This window comes from Dactylosporangium sp. NPDC050588, from assembly GCF_040654975.1.
Classification (GTDB): domain Bacteria; phylum Actinomycetota; class Actinomycetes; order Mycobacteriales; family Micromonosporaceae; genus Dactylosporangium; species Dactylosporangium maewongense.
This window is the reverse complement of record NZ_JBFAJA010000003.1, coordinates 81,494-102,614: the sequence shown is the minus strand read 5'-3', so window position 1 is coordinate 102,614 and position 21,121 is coordinate 81,494. Positions and strand designations below refer to the sequence as shown.

Here is a 21,121-nt window from a genome sequence, read left to right as displayed (position 1 = left end):
TCGGTGGTTCCGCCTAGACTCCCAAGGGTGCTGAACCGGATCGACCTGCGCGGCTCCACCACGGATCCGCGCCGTCTGCTGCCCCGTGCCGCCCTGGATGTCTCCGTCGCCACCGAGCAGGTGCGCCCGATCGTCGAGGCGGTCCACGAGCATGGGGCGAGCGCGGTCCGTGACGCCACCCGCCGGCTCGACGGGGTGGAGCTGACCGACCTGCGGGTGCCGGCCGAGGCGATCGCCAAGGCCGAGGCAGGGCTCGACCCGGCCGTGCGCGCCGCGCTGCTCGAGTCGATCAAGCGGGCCCGCAAGGTCCACGGCGACCAGCGGCGCACCGAGGTGACGACGCTGCTGAGCACCAGCGGCACCGTCACGCAGCGGTGGGTGCCGGTCCGCCGGGTGGGGCTCTATGTGCCGGGCGGTCTCGCCGTGTACCCGTCGAGCGTGATCATGAATGTGGTGCCGGCGCAGGTCGCGGGCGTGCCGTCGATCGCGGTCACCAGCCCGCCGCAGAAGGACACCGGCCTGCCCAACGTCAACATCCTGGCGGCGTGCGCGCTGCTCGGCGTCGACGAGGTCTATGCGGTCGGTGGCGCGCAGGCGGTCGCCATGTTCGGCTATGGCGACCAGGAGGGCTGCGAGCCGGTCGACATGATCACCGGCCCGGGCAACATCTGGGTCACCGCCGCCAAGCGCATGCTCCGTGGCATCGTCGGCATCGACGCCGAGGCCGGGCCGACCGAGATCGCGATCCTCGCCGACGACACCGCCGACCCGCGGCACGTCGCGGCCGACCTGATCAGCCAGGCCGAGCACGACCCGCTCGCCGCGAGCGTGCTCGTCACGCCGTCGTTGGAGCTCGTCGAGGCCGTCGAGGCGGAGGTCGCCCGGCAGGTCGCGGCGACCAAGCACCTGCAGCGGGTCACCGAGGCCCTCACCGGCACCCAGTCGGCCACGGTCATCGTCGACGACCTGGAGCAGGGGCTGCGGGTCGTCGACGCCTACGGTGCCGAGCACCTGGAGATCCAGACCCGCGACGCGCGGGCCGTCGCCGAGCGTGTCTGGAACGCGGGCGCCATCTTCGTCGGCGCCTGGTCGCCGGTGTCGCTCGGCGACTACTGCGCGGGGTCCAACCACGTGCTGCCCACCGGTGGCTGCGCCCGGCACTCGTCGGGGCTGTCGACGCAGACGTTCCTGCGCGGCGTGCAGCTCATCGAATACGGGCGCGACGCCCTCGCCGAGGTGGCCGACCACGTCGTCGCCCTGTCCGAGGCCGAGGATCTGCCGGCGCACGGCGCCGCCGTGAAGGTGAGGTTCGCACAGTGACCGGCCTGCAGGACCTGCCGCTCCGCGACGAGCTGCGCGGGCTGACGCCCTATGGCGCGCCCCAGCTCGACGTGGCCGTGCGGCTCAACACCAACGAGAACTCGTATCCGCTGCCCGACGAGGCCGTCGCCGAGATGGAGAAGGCACTCTCCGCCGTCCTGCGCGACCTCAACCGCTACCCGGACCGCGACGCCGTCGCCCTGCGCACCGACCTCGCCGCATACCTGCGGCACGGGCTGACCTGGCGCAACGTGTGGGCGGCCAACGGGTCCAACGAGATCCAGCAGCAGCTGCTGCAGACGTTCGGCGGGCCGGGCCGCACCGCGCTCGGCTTCACGCCGTCGTATTCGATGCACCCGCTGCTCGCCGCCGGCACCGGCACCGCGTGGATCGACGGGCGGCGCGACGCCGACTTCACGCTGACCGCCGAGCACGCCGTCGCGAAGGTCCGCGAGCACCGGCCCGACGTGGTCATCCTCTGCTCGCCCAACAACCCGACCGGCACCGCGCTGCCGCTCGACGTGGTGCGGGCCGTCGCCGAGGCCGCCGACGGGATGGTGATCGTCGACGAGGCGTATGCGGAGTTCGCGCGCCCCGGCACGCCGTTCGCGCTGTCGCTGATCGAGCGGTTCCCGCGGCTGGTCGTCACCCGCACGATGAGCAAGGCGTTCGCGCTCGCCGGCGGGCGGGTCGGCTATCTCGCCGCCGGCGAGGCCGTCGTCGACGCCGTGCAGCTGGTGCGGCTGCCGTATCACCTGTCGGCGCTGACCCAGGCCGCCGCGCGGGCGGCGCTCGCGCACACCGGCGCGCTCCTGTCGACCGTCGACGCGGTCAAGGCCCAGCGCGACCGGATCGTCGAGACGCTGCGCGGCTGGGGCCTGACGGTCGCCGACAGCGACGCCAACTTCGTGCTCTTCGGCGCGCCCCGCGGCGACAGCAAGGGTGTCTGGCAGGCGCTGCTCGACCGCGGCGTGCTGATCCGCGACGTTGGCGTCCCCGGCTGGCTGCGGGTCACCGCCGGCACGCCCGAGGAGACCGACGCTTTCCTGAACGCACTGGAGGAGTTGCTGTGAGTCGCACCGCCAAGATCGAGCGGGTCACCAAGGAGACCAAGGTCTCCGTGGAGCTCGACCTCGACGGCACCGGGGTCGGCGAGATCTCGACCGGCGTGGGCTTCTACGACCACATGCTCAACCAGATCGCCAAGCACGGCGGGTTCGACCTGCGCGTGCACACCGTCGGCGACCTCGAGATCGACGCGCACCACACGGTCGAGGACACCGCGCTCGCGCTCGGCGCCGCGTTCGCCGAGGCGCTGGGCGACAAGGCGGGCGTCACCCGCTATGGCAACGCCCAGGTCCCGCTCGACGAGGTCCTGGCGTCCGCCGTCGTCGACCTGTCGGGGCGGCCCTACATGGTCCACGACGAGCCGGCGAACATCGCCCCGCACATCGGGGGCAACTACCCGACCAGCCTGACCCGGCACATCTGGGAGTCGTTCGCCCACTCGGCCCGGGTCACGCTGCACGTCAGCATCCTGCGGGCGGGCCGGCACGGCGCCCAGCCCGACGCGCACCACATCGTCGAGGCCCAGTTCAAGGCGGTCGCCCGGGCGTTGCGCCAGGCGTGCGCGCTCGACCCCCGCAACGCCGGCGTGGTGCCCAGCACCAAGGGCGCCCTGTGAGCGGTGTCCTGCCCGGCCGCGCGGCGCGCGGCGCTCTTCCCGGCGTCGCCGGCGGCGGTGCCTCGGGTCGTGCCGTCGGGGACGGCGCCTTGAGCCGTGTCGTCTTGGATGGCGCCTCGGGTCGTGCCGTCCAGGATGGCGCCTCGGGTCGTGTCGCCCGGGTTGGTGCCTTGGGTGGTGCCGTCGGGGACGTCGCCTTGGGCCGTGTCGTCTTGATCGGCCACGGGTCCTGCCCGCCGCCGGCGAGCTTGGATGGCGCCTCGGGTCGTGGCGTCCGGGTTGGTGCTTCGGGTCGTGTCGCCCGGGTTGGTGCCTTGGGTGGTGCCGTCTGGGACGGTGCCTTGGGCCGTGTCGTCTTGGATGGCGCTTCGGGTCGTGGCGTCCGGGTTGGTGCCTTGGGCCGTGACGTCCGGGTCGGTGCCTTGGGCCGTGTTGCGCGGGATGGTGCTGTCGGCGGTGGCGCCTCGGGCCGCGCCGCTGGGCGTGGTGCTTCTTTCGGGGGCGGCGGGGTGCCGGTGGGGGCCGGCCGGGTCGGCGGCTCCGGATCGGTGGCCGGCCCGTGGTGAGCATCCTGCTGCTCGGGCTCGCCGGGCTGCTGCTTGGCGGCGCGCTGTCGCTGCGGCAGCAGAGCACGTCGAAGGTGCCGTTCGTGATCACGCTGCTGCTCGCCGCCGTCGCCGTGGCCGGCGGGCTGCTCTGGCTGTAAAGGGGACGGCATGAAGAAGGTGGTCATCCTCGACTACGGCTCCGGCAACCTGCGCTCCGCCGAGCGGGCCGTCGCCAGGGTCGGCGCCGAGGTCGAGGTCACGTCCGACCTGGGCAAGGCGGCCCGGGCCGACGGGCTCGTCGTGCCGGGCGTCGGGGCGTATGCGGCCTGCATGGCCGGCATCGACGAGATCGGCGCCGGCCCGACGATCGCCGAGCGGGTCCGCGTCGGCGCGCCGGTGCTCGGCATCTGCGTCGGCATGCAGGTGCTGTTCGAGGAGGGCGAGGAGCACGGCGTCGTCACCAAGGGCCTCGGCCTCGCGCCCGGCACGGTGACCGGGCTGCGCGCCCCGGTCGTGCCCCACATGGGGTGGAACACGGTGACCTGGCCCGCCGGCACGGTCCTCGGCGCCGGCCTGCCCGCCGACACCCGGTTCTACTTCGTGCACTCCTACGCGCCCACACCCGTGGAGGCCCAGCGGGCCGCGGGCATCGAGGTCGCGACCACGGTGCACGGCGAGCCGTTCGTCGCCGCGTTCGAGTCGGAGGTGCTGCGGGCCACCCAGTTCCACCCGGAGAAGTCCGGCGACGCGGGGGCGACGCTGCTGTCCAACTGGCTCGGCAGCCTTGTCTAAGGAGCGCGCCCGGCGGCGGGCGGTGCTGGAGGCCGAGCGGGCCGAGCGCCTGCTCAAGGCCGAGCGCCGTCGCCGCCGGCGGATCGCCGCCCGGCGGCTGGTGCCGAAGGTCAAGATCGGCCGGACCGGTAAGCTTTTCGCACGTCGTTCCCGTGGCCAGCGCTCCGTCATCATCTTGCTCGTCCTGGTGGCACTCACGTTCATCTGGCTGCTCGTCGACACCGTCGCGGCCCGGATCGGCCTCAGTGCCCTCGTCATCGTCGCCACCCCGGCGCTCACCGTGCTCGTTCTGGACCGAAGGATCTAACCCATGGCCCTGCAGCTCCTGCCCGCCGTCGACGTCGCCGACGGCCAGGCGGTCCGTCTCGTCCAGGGCGCCGCCGGCAGCGAAACCACCTACGGCGACCCGCTCGAGGCCGCCCTCGCCTGGCAGCGGCAGGGCGCCGAGTGGATCCACCTGGTCGACCTCGACGCCGCGTTCGGCCGGGGGTCCAACGCCGAGCTCCTCGCCGACGTCGTCCGCCGCCTCGACGTGCAGGTCGAGCTGTCCGGCGGCATCCGCGACGAGACCTCGCTGCGGGCGGCCCTGTCGACCGGCGCGACCCGGGTCAACCTCGGCACCGCCGCCCTGGAGAACCCCGACTGGTGCGACCACGTCTGCGCCACGTACGGCGAGCAGGTCGCGGTCGGGCTCGACGTCCGCGGTCACCAGCTCGCCGCGCGCGGCTGGACCAAGGAGGGTGGCGACCTGTTCGAGGTGCTCGACCGCCTGGAGCGCGCCGGCTGCGCCCGCTACGTCGTCACCGACGTCATGCGCGACGGCACCCTCACCGGGCCCAACCTGACCCTCCTGCTGGAGGTCACCGGCCGCACCAAGAAGCCGGTCATCGCCAGCGGCGGCGTCTCCAAGCTCGACGACCTGCGCCAGCTCGCCGCCCTCGAACCCGCCGGCGTCGAGGGTGTCATCGTCGGCAAGGCCCTGTACGCGGGCGCGTTCGACGTCACCGACGCCCTCCAGGTCCTGGCCGAGCAGCCGTCATGACCGTCGCGGTGCGGGTCATCCCGTGTCTTGACGTCGACGCGGGCCGGGTCGTCAAGGGTGTCAACTTCGTCAACCTCCGCGACGCCGGCGACCCGGTGGAGCTCGGCGCCGCGTACGACGCCGCGGGCGCCGACGAGCTGGTCTTCCTCGACGTGACGGCCTCGTCCGACGGGCGCTCCACGATGCTCGACGTGGTCCGCCGGACCGCGGAGACGGTCTTCATCCCGCTCACCGTCGGTGGTGGCGTCCGCGCTGTCTCCGACGTCGACATCCTCCTGCGCGCCGGCGCGGACAAGGTAGGGGTCAACACGGCCGCGATCGCCCGACCGGAGCTGATCGCCGAGATCGCCGAACGGTTCGGCAACCAGGTGCTGACGCTGTCGCTGGACGTGCGCCGGGCCGCGGGCCAGCCGAGCGGCTTCGAGGTGACCACCCACGGCGGCCGCCGCGGCGCGGGGCTCGACGCCGTCGAGTGGGCCGCCCGGGTCGCCGAGCTCGGCGCGGGTGAGATCCTGCTCAACTCCATGGACGCCGACGGCACCAAGGACGGCTTCGACCTGGAGCTCATCAAGGCCGTCCGCGAGGTCGTGACGATCCCGGTCATCGCCAGCGGCGGCGCGGGTGCCCTGGAGCACTTCGTCCCGGCGGTGGCGGCCGGCGCCGACGCGGTCCTCGCCGCCAGCGTCTTCCACTTCGGCGACCTCTCCATCGGCGACGTCAAGACCACCCTCCGGGATGCCGGTCACCCCGTCCGCTGACAACCGTCGGTGCCGCTCGGGCAGCCGACCGGCGGGCGGTGACCACCGGTCGACCCGGCCGTGCTCGGGGCCTGGTGAGGCGTCCGACGTGTCGGTCGTGCCGAGCGGCTTGCCGTGATCCGGTCGGTCTTGTACCGGTGGCCGCACGAAGTCTTCCGGATCATGAATGGTTGGCGGGAGCGCCTCCGGCGGACAGCGCGGGAGGACGGCCGTTCCGCGGGCCGGTCAGGCGTGGCGGTTGCCGTCAGGCCGTTGGATGCGGTGGTTCGCTCCGCCGGGTGACCGTCGACCGTGGGCCAATGCGGCGTGGGGTCGTTACCCCGGTCTGCTCGTGAGGTTGCGAGGGACGTCGTGCGATCTCCGGTTCTGGGAGGTCGGCCTGGAGATCGCACAGCGTCTTGGTGGTGGTGGTCAGTCGCCGCGTTTGCCGGTGGTGACGGCGATGCCGACGAGCCAGCCGACGAAGAGGCCGTAGCCGGCGGCGGCCGCGGCGGCGTTGAAGGCGCCGAGCAGGGTCGGGTCGGCGAGCAGGAAGTCGGTGGCGAAGCCGGCGAGGGCGGCGCCGAAGATCAGCGATGCCCAGCCGAGGATGAAGGCGCCGCCGCCGGTGACGATGGAGCGGCCGGCGATGGCCAGGATGAGGGACGTGAAGAGAATGAGGAGGAGGGCCTTCAGGTCGTTCGCGAGCAGCTCGCGGGCGGCCTTGCCGGAGTCGTCGTGGGGGACGAGCCACCAGCGGGGCCAGGTGAGCAGATGCAGGAACCAGCCCCACACGGTGTTGGTGTCCGCGTGCCGGTCGGCCCATTCCGAGAAGATCTGGTTACCGAAGAGCAGGACGAGGAGCAGCGTCGCCAGGACGCCTGCGCCGGTGGCTGTGCGGGTGCGTCCGAAGATGGCCATGGCATCAATGTAAGGGGTGCCGGGGAAACCCGCAGAAATGAATGAGTGAGTGAGCGTTTAACCCGGAATTGCCCCGATGACCTGCGGTTATACGACGTGAATGCCGTGGTCGGAGGGCCAGTGGTCGCGGTGTGACCAGGCGTCGCGCAGCGCGGCGACGGTCGCGGAGATCGCGGGACGGCCGCCGGCCGCGACCCGCCAGGCGACGCTGACGCGGCGGGCCGCCTCGGGGGTGATCGGGCGCGCGACGACGCCCGGCGGGAGGGTGCTGCGGGCCAGCCGGGGGATGAACGCGACGCCGAGCCGCTCGGCGACGAAGGTCAGCTGCGTCTCGAACTCGTTGACGAGGATCGTGGGGCGGGCGCCGGGCAGCATCCGTTGCAGCCACTCGTGGCAGACGGTGCCGGGCTTGGAGGCGATCCACCGCTCGCCGCGCAGCGCGTCGAGGCCGACCGGGCCGGACGAGCCGGCGAGAGGGTGGTCGACGGGCAGGATGAGGTCGCCGACGTCGAGGCCGAGCTCCACGCTCGCGACCCCGGTCGGGTACGTCGCCGGCATGTCGAGCCACTCGTCGATGAGCGCGACGTCGATGGTGCCGCGCAGGATCCCGTCGAACGACGACTCGCGGTCGCCCTCCTGCAGGGTCGGCTCCAGCTGCGGATGGTCGACGGCGAGGCTGCGCAGAGCGTGCGGCAGCAGCCCGCGGCACGCGGTCGGGAACGAGGCGATGCTCAGATGCCCGGACACCGTCTCCCGGTGGGCGGCGAGCGCGGCCTCGGCCTCCTCGACGACGGCGAGGATCCGGCCGGCGTGCTCGACCAGGACCCGCCCGGCCTCGGTGAGCCGCAGCCGCCGGCCGTCCTTCTCCACCAGTGTGCTTCCGGTCTCCCGCTCGAGCTTGGCGAGGTGCTGGGAGATCGCCGACGGGGTGCAGTGCAGGGCGCCCGCGGCGGCCGTGACCGTGCCGAACACGGCGACGGCCCGCAGCGCCCGAAGCCTCGGCAGATCAAGCATGAAGCGATGCTACAACAATCGTGTAGAACCTTTCGATGGTGCTTCACGGTTGTACGGGATGACGATCGACCCATGAAGCATCGTGACGTCGCGCTGGCGATCCTGGTCTCGGCGATCTGGGGCGTGAACTTCGTGGTCATCCACGTCGGGCTGGACAGCATGTCGCCGCTGCTGTTCTGCGCGCTGCGGTTCGGGGCGGCGGCGCTGCCCGCGGTGCTGCTGGTCGGGCGGCCGAAGGTGCCGTGGCGGTGGGTGGTCGCGACCGGGGTGGCGCTCGGCGTCGTGAAGTTCTCGCTGCTCTTCGCCGGGATGGCGGCCGGGCTGCCGTCGGGGCTGTCCGCGCTCGTCCTGCAGAGCCAGGTGGTCTTCACCTTGATTTTCGCGATGGTACTGCTGGGCGACCGGCCGGGCCGGCGTCGTTTCGCCGGGGTGGCGCTGTCGGGGGCGGGGATCGTGCTGATCGCCTCGCAGCTCGGCCTGGACCGGCCGGTCGGCGCGTTCCTGCTGGTCGTCGCCGCGGGCGCGGCGTGGGGCCTGGCGAACATCGCGATGCGCAAGGCGCAGGCCGCCGACATGCTGAACTTCATGGTGTGGGTGAGCGCGGTCGCGACCCCGCCGCTGGTCGTGCTGACCCTCGCCGTCGACGGGCCGTCCGCGGTCTGGCACAGTCTGCGCGGCCTGGACCTGACCGCGCTCGGCGCGATCGCGTACATCGCCTACCTCAGCACGCTGTTCGGCTTCGGCGTGTGGGGCAGGCTGATCGCCCGCTACGACGCGGCGACGGTGGCCCCGTTCGCGGCCCTGGCACCGGTGTTCGCGCTGCTGTCGTCGGCGCTCCTGCTGGGCGAGCGCCTGCACTGGTACGACGCCGCCGGCGGCGCCGCGATCCTCGGCGGGGTGCTGCTCGGCGCGGTGCGTGTCAGGCGGGAGCCGCCGCCGGAGCCGGCAGCGGGCGCGGGTCGCGCATCGCGAACAGCGGCAGGAACAGCTGCGTGAGTGGGCCGATGCCGAACGCGTACAGGACGGTGGCGACGCCGACCGAGCCGCCGAGCAGGAAGCCCGCGGCGAGCACGGTCACCTCGATCGACGTGCGCGCGACCCGGATCGACAGCCAGGAGTACCGCGCGGCGAGGCCGGTCATGAGCCCGTCGCGCGGGCCGGGCCCCATGCGGGCGCCGAGGTAGAGCGCCGTCGCCACCCCGTTGAGCACCACGCCGGCGACCATCAGCGCGCCCCGCAGCCACCACGCGCCGGCGTCCGGCACGACCCGCAGGGTCAGGTCGGCGGTGACGCCGATGACCACCACGTTGCTGACGGTGCCCAGGCCCGGCCGCAGGCGCAGCGGGATCCACAGCAGCAGCACGAGCGCGCCGACCGCGCAGACCACGGTGCCCAGGCTCAGCCCGGTGCGCTTCGAGATGCCCTGCTGGAACACGTCCCACGGATCGAGCCCCAGATGGGCCCGCACCAGGAAGGCGATGCTCACCCCGTACACCAGCAGACCCACCTGCAGCTGCACGAAGCGACGCGTGAAGCGGTGGCGCAGCGGGATGGGATTGGTCTTGCCTGGGGCGTCCATGCGTGCCACCCTAGGGCCAATCCGACACGTGCAAAGAGCCAATTGAGGGGGACTGGCCTTGTCAGCGATCGTCCGGGGCGCGCAACTGGCCCGCATGCTCAACGCCTGGCAGGTCGCCGTCGGCGTGCGCGGGCCAGCCGGCCGCCGCCCCGAGTACGTCGTGCTCGCCAGCGCGGTCCGTGGCCTGCTCATCGACGGTCGGCTGGCGCTCGGGGTCCGGCTGCCCGCGGAGCGGGAGCTCGCCGCGGCGCTCGGCATCAGCCGGACCACCGTCACCGCCGCCTACCGTGAGCTTCGCGACAGCGGCCACCTCAGCAGCCGCCGCGGCGCCGGCAGCTGGACGGCGCTGCCCGCCGGCCACCGCGTCGGCACGTCCGGGCTGTGGACGCCGAGCGACGACGCCGACCTCATCGACCTCGGCTGCGCGGCGATGCCCGCCCCGGCGGAGCTCAACGAGGCGGCCACCGAGGCGATCGCCGAGCTCGGCCCCTACACGCTCGGCGCCGGCTACCAGCCGATGGGGCTGCCGGTGCTGCGCGAGGCGATCGCGCAGTGCTACACGGAGCGCGGCCTGCCGACCGACCCCGACCAGGTCATGGTCACCGGCGGCGTCCAGCAGGCGCTCGACCTGCTGCTGCGGCTGCTGGTCGCGCCCGGGCAGCGGGCCCTGGTCGAGACGCCGACGTACCCGAACGCGTTGAGCGCGTTCACCGCCAGCCGTGCCCGGATCAGCGCCTACGCGATCGGGCCCGACGGCTGGGACGAGGACCTGCTGCTGTCGACGGTCAGGGCGGCGCAGGCGCGGGTCGCGTACCTGATCCCCGACTTCCACAACCCGACCGGTCACCTCATGCAGACGTCGCTGCGGGAGCGGCTGCCGTCCGCCGCGCACGCCGCCGGCACCGACCTCATCATCGACGAGTCGTTCGTGGATCTCGCGCTGGACCCTGCTTTCGCGGACGGCGCGCTGCCGCCGTCGGTGGCCGCGTTCGACCGCAGCGCCCGGGTGCTGACGATCGGCGGGATGAGCAAGCCGTACTGGGGCGGCCTGCGCATCGGGTGGGTCCGCGGGGCGGCGCCGCTGATCGCGCGGCTCGCCGCGGCCCGGGTCGGGGTCGACATGGCGTCGCCGGTGCTCGACCAGCTCGTCGCCGTCCAGCTGCTGCGCCGCCGGTCGGAGATCGTGTCGGCCCGCCGTCGGCAGCTGCTCGCCCGCCGGGACACTCTGGCCGCCGCGCTGCGCGCCGAGCTGCCGGAGTGGCGGTTCGTCCTGCCGGGCGGCGGGATGGTGCTGTGGGTCGAGCTCGACGCGCCGGTGTCCAGTGCCCTGGCGCGGGCGGCCGAGGAGCTCGGGGTGCGGGTCGCGCCGGGGCCCCGCTTCGGTGCGGACGGCACGATGGAGCGGTTCATGCGGCTGCCGTACACGCTGCCGGAGACCGACCTCGTCGAAGCGGTCCACAGGCTGGCGGCGGCGCGCGCCGACCTGGACCGCCCCCGCCGGCACGCCTGGTCCACCCCGGTCGTGGTCGCCTGACCTGCTTTTCCTCATGATCCCGAAGACGTCGTGCTGCTCTGGCGACATGAAGTCTTCCGGATCATGCGGATCGCGCGTTGGGCGGCTGTCTGGTCGGGCTGGGGCTGCTTGCTGCTGGCCCGTTTTCCGTGATCCGGAAGAGTTTGTGCTGCCCTGACGGCATGAAGTCTTCCGGATCACGTGGGGCGCGCGGACCGGGTCTGTCGCGGCTGGGCTGCTTGCTGCTGGGCCGGTTTCCGTGATCCGGAAGAGTTCTTGTTGCTCTGGCGACAAGAACTCTTCCGGATCATGTGGGGATCGCGCGTCGGGCGTCTGCCTGGCTGGGCTGGGCGGTGCCGGGGGCTGGTTTCCGTGATCCGGAAGAGTTCTTGTTGTTCTGGCGACGAAAAGTCTTCCGGATCATGAGGGGGCGGGTGGGGTGTCGCGGCCGCAGGTCGCGTCGGGGCAACTACACGCGGACGGACAGGGAGGGCCCCCAGGGCCCGACCGGCGGCTGACGGGAGCGACGGTCTTTCGCACGGCGGACCGGAGCCATGAACTTGCTCTTGCTCTTCGGGGTTGAAAAGCGTCATGGCCTCCGGGATGGCGGTTCCCGGAGGCCATGACACTGTGGGGTGTGATCAGAGTTCGGCGAGCGACCCCGCGTACATGCGGTCGATGTCCGAGGCGAAGGACTTCTCGACCACGCGGCGCTTGACCTTGAGCGACGGTGTGAGCTCACCGTCCTCGATGGACAGGTCGCGGCTGAGGATGGAGAACTTCTTCACCGTCTCCCAGCGGTTGAGCTTGGTGTTGAGCTCCTTGACGTAGCCCTCGATCAGGGCGTTCGCCTCGGGTGACGCGGCGATCTCGTCGTAGGACTTCCCAGCGAGGGAGGTGCCGTCGGCCCAGCCCTTGATGGCGTCCGGGTCGAGGGTGACGAGCATCGTGACGTAGTTGCGGGCCTGGCCGACCACGACGCACTGCGAGGTGTACGGGCAGACCGACTTGAACAGGCCCTCGATGTGGCTCGGCGCGACGTACTTGCCGCCGGAGGTCTTGATGAGGTCCTTCTTGCGGTCGGTGATGCGCAGGTAGCCGTCGGCGTCGAACTCGCCGATGTCGCCGGTGCGGAACCAGCCGTCCTCGGTGAACGACGCGGCGGTCTCGTCGGGCAGGTTGTGATAGCCGCGCATGATCGGGGTGCCCTTGAGCAGGATCTCGCCGTCGGTGTCGAGCTTCGCCTCCAGGTCGCCCAGAGCCGTGCCGACGGTGCCGATGCGGGGGCTGGCCTCGCGGTTGACGAACGAGCCGGCGCTGGTCTCGGTCAGGCCGTAGCCCTCCAGGATCGGCAGGCCGGCGGCGAAGAAGAACTCGCCGATCTCCTTCGACAGCGGCGCGGAGCCGGACACCATGGCGCGCATCTTGCCGCCGAGGCGGGCGCGGAGCTTGCTGAAGACCAGCTTGTCGGCGATGCCGTGCTGGACCTTGAGCATGCCGCCCGGGGTGCGGCCGGCGAGGCGCTCGGCGGAGGCCTGCTTGCCGACCTTCACCGCCCAGGTGAAGATCTTCCACTTGGCGCCGCCGTCGGCCTGCGCGCCGGTGACGACCCGGTTGTAGACCTTCTCGAAGACGCGGGGCGCGGCGCACATGAGCGTCGGCTGGATCTTGCCGAGGTTGTCGATGAGCTTGTCGACGCGGCCGTCGACGTACGTGGGGAGCCCCACGTACACGATCCCGCAGAGCAGGGTCTTGCCGAACGAGTGCGACAGCGGCAGCCACAGGTACTGCAGGTCGTCGGCGGTCAGCAGGCCCATGTCGACCTGCGTGTAGCCCTGCCAGACCCAGCCGGCGTGCATCAGCTCGACGCCCTTGGGGCGGCCGGTCGTGCCCGACGTGTAGATGAGGGTGGCGAGCTGGTCGCCGGTGATGCCGGCGACGATGCGGGTGATCAGCTCGGGGTCCTGGTCGAGCGCCTCGCGCCCGGCGGCCTCCAGCTGCGCGAGGGACAGGGTCTTGCGCTGCTCGCCGCCGCTGGGGACACCGTCGAGGAGCACGACCGCGACCAGGTCGGGCAGGTCGGCGCCGTCGAGCTTGGCGGCCTGCGCCGGGTTCTCGGCGAAGAGGACCTTCGAGCCGGAGTCGGCGACGATGTAGACGGCGTCCTCGGGCTCGGTGGTCGGGTAGACCGTCGTGGTGGCCGCACCGGCGAGCATGATGCCGAGGTCGGCGAGGATCCAGTCGAGGCGGGTGTTGGCCAGGATGCCGACGCGGTCCTCGGGGCGCACGCCGAGCGTGGTGAGGCCGGCGCCGATCGCGCGGGCGTGCTCGTCGACCTCGCGCCAGGTGAGCCAGACGGGGTCGCCGGCGTCGTCGGCCGCGGGCTTGCCGAACGCGCGCTTGTCGGGGGTCTCGGCCACACGGTGCAGGAACATGTCCGGGATCGAGCGGTAGGGCAGTTCGAGCCGCTGGGTCTGGGTCATGCGGGGCGCCTCCGGGCTGGCGTGGACGTAACGGTGACTGGCATCACGTCCCGTCGGTTACTGGAGGGTAAAGGGTCCGTCGTGTTACCGGCTAGACCCGAAACCGAAACGTAGTGGAACGGCGAATCCCGTTGCCTGGGGCCAGATTCGAGACTCAGAGTCCCAGTCGCGCCGTTCTGAGCCGCTCCGCCGTCGCATCGGGGCCCGTGACGGTCACGTCGGCGTGCGCCTGGCGGCCGGTGAAGAACAGGAGCAGCTCCGAGGGCTTCCCCTGGACCGTCAGCGGTTCTCCGCCTGTACCGACGGTGAAGGGCTCGGCGTCCGCCGGCCGCACGGTGATCGCGGCGGGGAACCGCCGCGCGGACAGCTTCGCGGCTCCCTTGAGCCGCTTCGCCAGGGCCTGCTCGTAGGCCGCGTCCAGCGTGCGCGGCGTCCATCCCGGCACGGCCCGCCGCACGTCCTCATGATGGATGAGGAACTCGGTGATGTTGACGGCCTCCTCGGCGAAGGCGGGCCTTACCCAGAGCGCGGGCCGCCGGACCTTGCCGACCAGCTGCCCGTAGTCGCCCGCGGCGAGGCGGTCCTGGACCTTCTTCGTGTGCCCGGCGACCGGCTTCAGCAGGATGCCGGCCGCGGCGTCAGGCCGGTGCTCCCGCAGCACCAGATGCGCGGCGAGGTCACGGGTCACCCAGCCGTCACAGAGGGTCGGCGCGTCGGGACCCGCGGCCAGGAGCGTCTCGGCGAGCGCCAGGCGCTCGGCCCGCGCGAATGAAGTCATACACGTAACGCTAGTCGCGTCCTGCCGGAGCCGGATTCTGTCGTACCCCGTCGGTAAGGTTGCAGACGGTCGGGGCGACTTACCGGCCCGACGCTACGGAGGGCGGATGTGACCAGCGGCAAGGTGCTCCTCAAGGGGCTGTGGGTGCTCGGCCGGGCTGTCCGTGACGAGCCCCACGTGTTCGCGATCTCGGTGGTCGGCAGTGTGGTGTTCAGCCTGCTGACGATCGCGACCGCGTTCGTCTCCGGGCGGGTCGTCGGCGAGATCGCGCTGCCCGCGATCGACCAGCGGCACGTCACGCTCGGCACGCTGCTGCTCGGCGGGGTCGCGATCCTCGCGGTCAGCCTCGGCAAGATCCTCGGCATCTTCGGCCGGCGGCTCGGGGCGGGGGCGATGCAGTTCCGCCTGCAGGCGCGCTACCGGCAGGCCGTCACCAGGCGCTACCTGCGGCTGCCCCTGGAGTGGCACCAGCGGCACGCGACCGGGACGCTGCTGTCCAATGCCAACGCCGACGTCGAGTCCGCGTGGTATCCGATCGCGCCGTTCCCGATGGCCGTCGGCACCGTCGTCATGCTCGTCGCCGCGATCGTCTCGCTGTTCGCCACCGACTGGGCCATGGCGCTCGTCGGGGTCGCGATCTTCCCGACGCTGCTCGGGGTCAACGTGGCCTATTCGCGCCGCATGGCGCCCCGGGTCGCGAAGTCGCAGCAGCTGCGGGCCGACGTGAGCGCGGTCGCGCACGAGAGCTTCGACGGCGCGCTCGTGGTCAAGACGATGGGCCGGGAGGCCGCTGAGACCGAGCGGTTCTCGGCGAAGACCGTCGAGCTGCGCGACGCCACGATCCAGGTCGGGCGGGTCCGGGCGATGTTCGACCCGGTGCTCGACGCGCTGCCGAGCATCGGCACCCTCGCAGTGCTCGTCGTCGGGGGCCTGCGGTTCCGCCAGGGCGCCGTCGAGGTGGCCGAGGTGGTCAGCGTCGCGTTCCTGTTCACCGTGCTCGCGTTCCCCGTCCGGGCGATCGGCTGGGTGCTCGCCGAGCTGCCCCGCAGCGTCGTCGGCTGGGAGCGGATCCGGCACGTGCTGGACGCCGAGGGCGACATGGCCTATGGCACGGCCACGCTGCCGGACACGCACAAGCCGGCGGCGCTGCGGTTCGAGGACGTGCACTTCGCGTATGCCGACGCCGACGGCAACCGGGGCGGCGACGTGCTGAGCGGGGTCACGTTCGACGTGCCGGCGGGGCGCACGGTCGCGCTCGTCGGCTCGACCGGCTCCGGCAAGTCGACGATCGCCGCGCTCGCCGCCCGGCTGGTCGACCCGCACACCGGCACCGTCCGGGTCGACGGCGTCGACGCCCGCGACCTCAGCCAGGACGCGCTCGTCGGCACGGTCGCGCTGGTCGCCCAGGTGCCGTTCGTCTTCGACGACACCGTCCGGGGCAACGTGACGCTCGACCGGCGCACCGCCGCCGGGCACGCCGTCGACGACGAGGCGGCCTGGTCCGCGCTGCGCCTCGCCCAGGCCGACGGGTTCATCCACCAGCTCGCCGACGGGCTCGACACGAAGGTCGGCGAGCGCGGCACCTCCCTGTCCGGCGGCCAGCGGCAGCGGCTCACGATCGCCCGCGCCCTGGCCGGCGCGCCGCGCCTGCTCGTCCTCGACGACGCGACCAGCGCCGTCGACCCGCGCGTCGAGGCCGCGATCCTCGCCGCGCTGCGCCGTGACGACGACCGCCAGGCGTCGATCCTCGTCGTCGCGTATCGGCGGGCCACGATCGCCCTGGCCGACGAGGTGGTCTGGCTGGAGCGGGGCAGGGTCGCCGCCCGCGGCACCCACGCCGACCTCCTCGCCACTGTTCCCGGCTACGCCGACTTGGTCACCGCATACGAGAAGGCCGAGGCCGAGAAGGAACGCGAGCACCTCTTCGACGACGAGGAGTCCGTGACCGCATGACGGTTCCCACTCCCGTACCGCCCCGTCCGGGCCTTTCCGGCTCTGTCGTCGCCGCGGGCGTCGGTCTGACCGGCGTGATGCCGGTGTCCGGCCGGTCCCGGGTTGCGGCGTTGCCGCCGGCTGGCCGGTTGCTGAGGGGGAGCTTGCTGGTCGGGTCAGCGCGCGCCCGGGTCGCCGGGTTGGCTCGGACGGACGGGTGGGTGGTTTCGGCAGGGCTGGTGTCGGAGCGCGACTCGGGTCATGGTGTTGCCGCCGTTCGCCGTGTGGTTCCTCTGGCCGGGGATGGCTCGTGGTTCGTGCCGGTGTCAGTGGACTGGTCCGGTTGGGGGGCTGGTCGTGACGGCTTGTGCCGCGGTCGCCGTCTGGCTGCCTCTGCGGCTGCCGCGGGTGCCGGCTTGACCGGGGTGATGTCGGTGTCCGGCCGGTCCCGGGCTGCGGCGTTGCCGCCGGCTGGCCGGTTGCTGCGGGGGAGCCTGCCGGGGAAGTCAGCGCGCGCCCGGGTCGCCGGGTCGGTTCGGGCGGGCCGGTGGGTGGTTTCGGCAGGGCTGGTGTCGGAGCGCGGCTCGGGTCATGGTGTTGCCGCCGTTCGCCATGTCGTTCCTCTGGATGGGGATGGCCTGCGGTTTCTGTCGGTGCCCGTGGTCTGGTCGGGTTGGTGGGCTGGTCGTGATGGCGGGTGGCAGTCGTGCCCCGGTCGGGTGTCGGCTGGACCGGGGCGGGTGCGGGTGCCGGGTCGCGGTCGCCGTCTTGGCGTGGCCGCGTTCGTGGCCGGCACAGGCGCCGACTTGGCCGTGGTGATGCCGACGTCCGGCCTGTCCTGGGCCGCTGAGTTGTCTGCGGCCGGCCGGTTGCTGTGGGGGAGCCCGCCGACGGGGGCGCGGTGCTGCGTCGCCTGGTCGGCTCGGATGGGTGGGCGTGGGGCTTCAGCAGGATCGGTGCCGGGGCGGGCTCCTGGGGGCGGCGTTGCCGCCGGCCGCTGTTGCGTTCCTCTGAACCGGAGCCGGGCGCGGTCCACGCCGGTGCTGGCGGTGACCGGGCCGGTTCGGTGGGTTGGCGCTGTTGGCCGGTGTGGTTCGGGCCGCGGTCGGGTGCCGGGTCTCGGTTGCCGTCCTGGCGTGACTGCCCCGCGTTGCGGTGATGGCGTGACTGCCCCGCGTTGCGGTGATGGCGTGACTGCGCCGCGTTGCGGTGATGGCGTGACTGCGCCGCGTTGCGGTCTTGGCGTGACTGCGCCGCGTTGCGGTCTTGGCGTGACTGCGCCGCGTTGCGGTCTTGGCGTGACTGCCCCGCGTTGCGGTGATGGTGTGACCGCGCCGCGTTGCGGTGATGGTGTGGCGGCTTCGGGTCGCGGCGTCGCTGTGGCGTCAGGACGGTCTGTGGAAGGCGCCGACGGGTCGGGTCGCGATGGCGGTTGGGGCGGGTCGGCGCGGCGGGTTGTGAGCGGCTGGGTGCGGGAGTGTGGGGACGCGGCGGGCTCGAGGTCCGCTGCGGAGAGCGGTCGTGCGGTCGGGGCGGGCCTGGATCACCGGCGCGTCGACGGTGCCGCGGTCGGTGGTCGTTGGGGAAGTGCGGCCGTTTCGGGGTCTGTCCGTTGGCGTGCCGGCGGGTTGGTGCTGGGACGTAGGGGCGGGTTCGGGTCGGGTCGGTGTTCAAGGACGGCGGAGGTGTCGGCATGACGGCGGCGACTGCTGAGGCGGCGGAGCAGGCGAAGGCCGGCGGGGCGCCGAAGGTGGGGGTGCTGCGGCGCGGGCTGAGCCTGTCGCCGGAGCTGTTCACCGGGCTGGCGGGCACGCTCGGGCTGGCGGTGCTGGCGACGGCCGGCCGGGTGGCGGTGCCGGTCGCCATCCAGCAGGGCATCGACAAGGGGCTGCGGGCGCCGGGTGGGCCCGACGTCGGGGTGCTCACCACGATCGTGGCGATCACGGCCGGGGTGCTGTTCCTGACGATGCTCAGCGCGGCGATGATGAACGTGCGGCTGTTCACGGTCACCGAGACGGCGCTGGCGGGGGTGCGCACGCGGACGTTCCGGCACATTCACGACCTGTCGATGCTGCACCAGCAGTCGGAGCGGCGCGGGGCGCTGGTCTCGCGGGTGACCGGGGACGTGGATCAGATCAGCCAGTTCCTGCAGTTCGGTGGGCTGATCTTCCTGATCAGCCTGGGGCAGCTCTTCGTGACGACCGGCGTCATGATCTTCTACTCGTGGCAGCTGACGCTGGTGGTGATCCTCGCGTTCGCGCCGCTGGTGTTCGTGGTGCGGCACTTCCAGCGGCGGCTCAGCGTGCTGTACCTGGACGTGCGGGAGAGCATCGGGGCGATGCTCGGGGCGATCGCGGAGAGCGTCGTCGGGGCGTCGGTCGTTCGGGCGTACGGCGTGCAGCAGCGCACCGCGGAGCGGCTCGACACGGCGATCGACCGGAGTCGGCGGGCGCAGTTCCGGGCGCAGACCAACAACGTGGTCAGCATGAGCTTCGGTGAGCTGGCGGCGGGTCTGGCGCTCGGCAGCGTCGTCGTGGTCGGCACGCTGCTGGGCGTGGACGGGCAGCTCACCATCGGGCAGCTGACCGCGTTCCTGTTCCTGGCGACGCTGTTCGTGCAGCCGGTGCAGGTCGCGACCGAGGTGCTCAACGAGGCGCAGAACGCGATCGCGGGCTGGCGCCGGGTCCTGGACATCATCGAGACGTCGCCGGACGTCGCGGACCCCGGTGACCAGGGTCGGGACCTGCCCGAAGGCGCCGTCGACGTGCGGTTCGACCACGTGCACTTCGCGTACCCGGACGGGCCTGAGGTGCTGACCGATGTCGATCTGACGGTCGCCGCTCGCACACGGGTCGCGGTCGTCGGGGAGACGGGCAGCGGCAAGACGACGTTCGCGAAGCTGCTGACGCGGCTCATGGACCCGACCACCGGCGAGGTGCTGCTGTCCGGGGTGCCGCTGACCGAGGTGCGGTTCGGCTCGCTGCGCAGGCGGGTCGTCATGGTGCCGCAGGACGGGTTCCTGTTCGACGCGACGGTGGCCGACAACGTGCGGTTCGCCCGGCCCGACCTGAGCGACGTGGACTTGGAGCTGGCGTTCACCGAGCTCGGGCTGCTCGACTGGGTCGACGGGCTCAGCGACGGCCTGCAGACCGAGGTCGGCGAGCGCGGGGAGGCGCTGTCGGTCGGTGAGCGGCAGCTGGTGGCGCTGGCTCGCGCGTACGTCGCCGACCCCGACCTCCTGGTGCTCGACGAGGCCACGAGCGCCGTCGACCCGGCGACCGAGGTCCGGCTGCAGCGGACCCTCGACGCGGTCACCAGGGGGCGGACGACGATCGCGATCGCGCACCGGTTGTCGACCGCGCAGAGCGCCGACGAGGTCATCGTCGTGGACAAGGGGCGCGTCGTGCAGCGGGGCCCGCACGCGGAGCTCGTCGCCGATCCGGACTCGATCTACGGCCGCCTGTACGCGTCGTGGCTCGAACAGACCCGCTGATGGCGGCCACCGCGTGTCCCCGGGCGGGTGACCGGTCGGGGACACGCGCGTCGGGGGTGATGAACTGCGGCGGAGGACCTACAGTTGCGGTGTGCCAGCCGGGGGGCGTCGATACGTGCCGATGCAGGTCCGGGTCGCGGTGACGGGGTTCAACGCGATCGGCGGCGTCATGTTGACCCTCGCGCTGGCGGCGCTCGGCGTGCTGCTGTCCGGGATGCAGGTCGACCCGGCCAACCAGGGCGGCACCGGCTACCTGGACTTCGTGCTGTTCTTCAACGCCGTGCTGTTCCTGTTTCCCCTCGCGGTGGTGCTCGTGTTCCTCGGCACGCGGATCAAGCGGGGCGAGCACTGGGCGTGGCTGGCGAGCCTGGTGTTCTGGGCGTTCGTCGGGGCGATGGCGCCGCTGCTGACGTGGCTGCTGCCGGCCCCGCTGCCGTTCGCGGTCGTGCCGGTCTGCTGCGCCGGCGTGCTGGTGGCGCTGCTGCTGACCCCGCAGGCGCGGTACCACTGCGCCGACGTCGACGACTAGCCGATCCGGCCTCGCGCCGCCGGCTTTGCCGCTCCGGTGAGGTGGCGGTTCAGCGCTTCGAGCCGGTGGTTCAGCGCTTCGAGGCTGGTGGTTCAGCGCTTCGAGGCTGGTGAAGAGGCCGGTGCGGAGACCGTTGAGGAGGCCGGTGCGGTGGCCGGCAGGGGTTCGGTGAGGTAGCGCTGGATGGTCGGCGCGACGCTGTACACGATCTCGTCCTGCGACATGGTCGTCATCGGCTCGATCTTCAGGATGTAGCGGACCATGACGAGACCCGCCATCTGCGACGCGACCAGGGCGGCGCGCTTCGGGGCCTCCGCGGGGTCGAGCTTGAGCTGCGCGACCACGCGGCGCAGGATCTGGCTCACCAGGAACTCGCGCAACATCCGCGCCGACCACTCGTGCTGCATCGCGCTGCGGAAGAGGGCCGCCGCGGACGAGCCGGCGGGGGAGTCCCACACGCCGAGGAACGTGCGGACGAGCCGCTCGCCGACGCCGTCGAGGTCGCCCTCGAAGACCTTGGGCACGATCTCGCCGGGGTCGATCGGCGCGTCCATCGTGGCGAGGAAGAGCTTGTCCTTCGCCCCGAAGTAGTGGTGCACCAGCGCCGGGTCGACCCCGGCGCTGGTGGCGATCTGGCGGATGGACGCCCCGTCGTAGCCACGCTCGGCGAACGCCTCGCGGGCGGCGGTCAGGATCGCCTGGCGGGTGTCCTGGTTGCCGGGGCGTCGTCCGGTGCGTGCCATGAGCCTGCTTTCC

19 protein-coding genes are annotated in these 21,121 nt (G+C 72.4%); 13 read left to right on the top strand and 6 right to left on the bottom strand.

Annotation, left to right across the window (positions count from 1 at the left end):
• The first annotated feature begins 27 nt into the window (after positions 1 to 27).
• From hisD to hisF, 8 genes are all read left to right on the top strand, one after another.
• Positions 28 to 1,320: a histidinol dehydrogenase gene (hisD, locus tag AB0I21_RS02915; protein ID WP_344503942.1), complete on the top strand. Its 1,293-nt coding sequence runs from the start codon at positions 28 to 30 to the stop codon at positions 1,318 to 1,320.
• Positions 1,317 to 2,393 (top strand): histidinol-phosphate transaminase, encoded by a 1,077-nt coding sequence (locus tag AB0I21_RS02910; protein WP_360558584.1) that lies wholly within the window; start codon positions 1,317 to 1,319, stop codon positions 2,391 to 2,393. Before hisD ends, AB0I21_RS02910 begins: the two co-directional genes overlap by 4 nt.
• Positions 2,390 to 3,004, top strand: coding sequence for an imidazoleglycerol-phosphate dehydratase HisB (hisB, locus tag AB0I21_RS02905; RefSeq protein ID WP_344503944.1), 615 nt, complete (start codon positions 2,390 to 2,392; stop codon positions 3,002 to 3,004). Before AB0I21_RS02910 ends, hisB begins: the two co-directional genes overlap by 4 nt.
• A gap of 559 nt (positions 3,005 to 3,563) precedes the next feature.
• A complete protein-coding gene (locus tag AB0I21_RS02900; protein ID WP_360558582.1) occupies positions 3,564 to 3,710 on the top strand; it encodes a hypothetical protein in 147 nt (48 codons plus the stop codon).
• 10 nt (positions 3,711 to 3,720) lie between these two features.
• On the top strand, positions 3,721 to 4,344 hold the full coding sequence (hisH, locus tag AB0I21_RS02895; RefSeq protein ID WP_360558580.1) for an imidazole glycerol phosphate synthase subunit HisH: 624 nt from the start codon (positions 3,721 to 3,723) through the stop codon (positions 4,342 to 4,344).
• Complete coding sequence (locus AB0I21_RS02890) at positions 4,337 to 4,651, top strand: hypothetical protein (protein WP_344503947.1); 315 nt, start codon at positions 4,337 to 4,339, stop codon at positions 4,649 to 4,651. The genes hisH and AB0I21_RS02890 overlap by 8 nt, the downstream gene beginning before the upstream one ends.
• A 3-nt stretch (positions 4,652 to 4,654) precedes the next feature.
• Entirely contained in the window at positions 4,655 to 5,386 is a 732-nt protein-coding gene (priA, locus tag AB0I21_RS02885; RefSeq protein ID WP_360558578.1) for a bifunctional 1-(5-phosphoribosyl)-5-((5-phosphoribosylamino)methylideneamino)imidazole-4-carboxamide isomerase/phosphoribosylanthranilate isomerase PriA, read from the top strand.
• Complete coding sequence (gene hisF, locus AB0I21_RS02880; RefSeq protein WP_360558577.1) at positions 5,383 to 6,144, top strand: imidazole glycerol phosphate synthase subunit HisF; 762 nt, start codon at positions 5,383 to 5,385, stop codon at positions 6,142 to 6,144. The genes priA and hisF overlap by 4 nt, the downstream gene beginning before the upstream one ends.
• A 411-nt stretch (positions 6,145 to 6,555) precedes the next feature.
• Here the strand turns inward: hisF and AB0I21_RS02875 are convergent, their stop codons facing one another.
• Together AB0I21_RS02875 and AB0I21_RS02870 are read right to left on the bottom strand one after the other, a co-directional pair.
• Positions 6,556 to 7,044 (bottom strand): hypothetical protein, encoded by a 489-nt coding sequence (locus AB0I21_RS02875; RefSeq protein ID WP_360558575.1) that lies wholly within the window; start codon positions 7,042 to 7,044, stop codon positions 6,556 to 6,558.
• An 87-nt stretch (positions 7,045 to 7,131) separates the two neighbouring features.
• Positions 7,132 to 8,058 carry a LysR family transcriptional regulator gene (locus AB0I21_RS02870; protein ID WP_360558574.1) on the bottom strand — a complete coding sequence of 309 codons (927 nt, stop codon included), beginning with the start codon at positions 8,056 to 8,058 and terminating at the stop codon, positions 7,132 to 7,134.
• 72 nt (positions 8,059 to 8,130) lie between these two features.
• Between AB0I21_RS02870 and AB0I21_RS02865 the strand changes: the two genes are divergently transcribed.
• Entirely contained in the window at positions 8,131 to 9,054 is a 924-nt protein-coding gene (locus AB0I21_RS02865; RefSeq protein WP_360558572.1) for an EamA family transporter, read from the top strand.
• Here AB0I21_RS02865 and AB0I21_RS02860 read toward each other — a convergent pair.
• Positions 8,978 to 9,637 carry a hypothetical protein gene (locus AB0I21_RS02860; RefSeq protein WP_360558570.1) on the bottom strand — a complete coding sequence of 220 codons (660 nt, stop codon included), beginning with the start codon at positions 9,635 to 9,637 and terminating at the stop codon, positions 8,978 to 8,980. The genes AB0I21_RS02865 and AB0I21_RS02860 overlap by 77 nt on opposite strands.
• Positions 9,638 to 9,695: 58 nt before the next feature.
• On the opposite strand from AB0I21_RS02860, the gene AB0I21_RS02855 reads away from it, so the two are divergent.
• Positions 9,696 to 11,171 (top strand): PLP-dependent aminotransferase family protein, encoded by a 1,476-nt coding sequence (locus AB0I21_RS02855; RefSeq protein WP_344503954.1) that lies wholly within the window; start codon positions 9,696 to 9,698, stop codon positions 11,169 to 11,171.
• A gap of 620 nt (positions 11,172 to 11,791) precedes the next feature.
• Here the strand turns inward: AB0I21_RS02855 and AB0I21_RS02850 are convergent.
• The gene (locus AB0I21_RS02850; protein ID WP_360558568.1) at positions 11,792 to 13,633 is read right to left on the bottom strand and encodes a long-chain fatty acid--CoA ligase; all 1,842 of its coding nucleotides are present in this window, start codon (positions 13,631 to 13,633) and stop codon (positions 11,792 to 11,794) included.
• Positions 13,634 to 13,787: 154 nt separating this feature from the next.
• Positions 13,788 to 14,411 carry a TIGR03085 family metal-binding protein gene (locus tag AB0I21_RS02845; protein ID WP_360558566.1) on the bottom strand — a complete coding sequence of 208 codons (624 nt, stop codon included), beginning with the start codon at positions 14,409 to 14,411 and terminating at the stop codon, positions 13,788 to 13,790.
• 123 nt (positions 14,412 to 14,534) lie between these two features.
• On the opposite strand from AB0I21_RS02845, the gene AB0I21_RS02840 reads away from it, so the two are divergent.
• The 3 genes from AB0I21_RS02840 to AB0I21_RS02830 all read left to right on the top strand — a co-directional run bounded on the left by AB0I21_RS02840 (position 14,535) and on the right by AB0I21_RS02830 (position 20,365).
• Entirely contained in the window at positions 14,535 to 16,364 is a 1,830-nt protein-coding gene (locus tag AB0I21_RS02840) for an ABC transporter ATP-binding protein (protein ID WP_360558677.1), read from the top strand.
• Positions 16,365 to 18,036: 1,672 nt separating this feature from the next.
• Positions 18,037 to 19,836, top strand: coding sequence for an ABC transporter ATP-binding protein (locus AB0I21_RS02835; protein WP_360558565.1), 1,800 nt, complete (start codon positions 18,037 to 18,039; stop codon positions 19,834 to 19,836).
• A gap of 91 nt (positions 19,837 to 19,927) precedes the next feature.
• Positions 19,928 to 20,365 carry a hypothetical protein gene (locus AB0I21_RS02830; RefSeq protein WP_344503958.1) on the top strand — a complete coding sequence of 146 codons (438 nt, stop codon included), beginning with the start codon at positions 19,928 to 19,930 and terminating at the stop codon, positions 20,363 to 20,365.
• 92 nt (positions 20,366 to 20,457) lie between these two features.
• Here AB0I21_RS02830 and AB0I21_RS02825 read toward each other — a convergent pair whose 3' ends face one another.
• Positions 20,458 to 21,108, bottom strand: a complete 651-nt coding sequence (locus tag AB0I21_RS02825) for a TetR family transcriptional regulator (RefSeq protein WP_360558563.1) — start codon at positions 21,106 to 21,108, stop codon at positions 20,458 to 20,460.
• Positions 21,109 to 21,121 lie beyond the last annotated feature (13 nt).

Coding starts and splice junctions, on each gene's coding strand:
- hisH (WP_360558580.1), top strand. CDS start 3,721: ATGAAGAAGGTGGTCATCCTCGACTACGGCTCCGGCAACCTGCGCTCC.
- priA (WP_360558578.1), top strand. CDS start 4,655: ATGGCCCTGCAGCTCCTGCCCGCCGTCGACGTCGCCGACGGCCAGGCG.
- hisF (WP_360558577.1), top strand. CDS start 5,383: ATGACCGTCGCGGTGCGGGTCATCCCGTGTCTTGACGTCGACGCGGGC.
- AB0I21_RS02875 (WP_360558575.1), bottom strand. CDS start 7,044: ATGGCCATCTTCGGACGCACCCGCACAGCCACCGGCGCAGGCGTCCTG.
- AB0I21_RS02870 (WP_360558574.1), bottom strand. CDS start 8,058: ATGCTTGATCTGCCGAGGCTTCGGGCGCTGCGGGCCGTCGCCGTGTTC.
- AB0I21_RS02865 (WP_360558572.1), top strand. CDS start 8,131: ATGAAGCATCGTGACGTCGCGCTGGCGATCCTGGTCTCGGCGATCTGG.
- AB0I21_RS02860 (WP_360558570.1), bottom strand. CDS start 9,637: ATGGACGCCCCAGGCAAGACCAATCCCATCCCGCTGCGCCACCGCTTC.
- AB0I21_RS02850 (WP_360558568.1), bottom strand. CDS start 13,633: ATGACCCAGACCCAGCGGCTCGAACTGCCCTACCGCTCGATCCCGGAC.
- AB0I21_RS02845 (WP_360558566.1), bottom strand. CDS start 14,411: ATGACTTCATTCGCGCGGGCCGAGCGCCTGGCGCTCGCCGAGACGCTC.
- AB0I21_RS02835 (WP_360558565.1), top strand. CDS start 18,037: ATGACGGCGGCGACTGCTGAGGCGGCGGAGCAGGCGAAGGCCGGCGGG.
- AB0I21_RS02825 (WP_360558563.1), bottom strand. CDS start 21,108: ATGGCACGCACCGGACGACGCCCCGGCAACCAGGACACCCGCCAGGCG.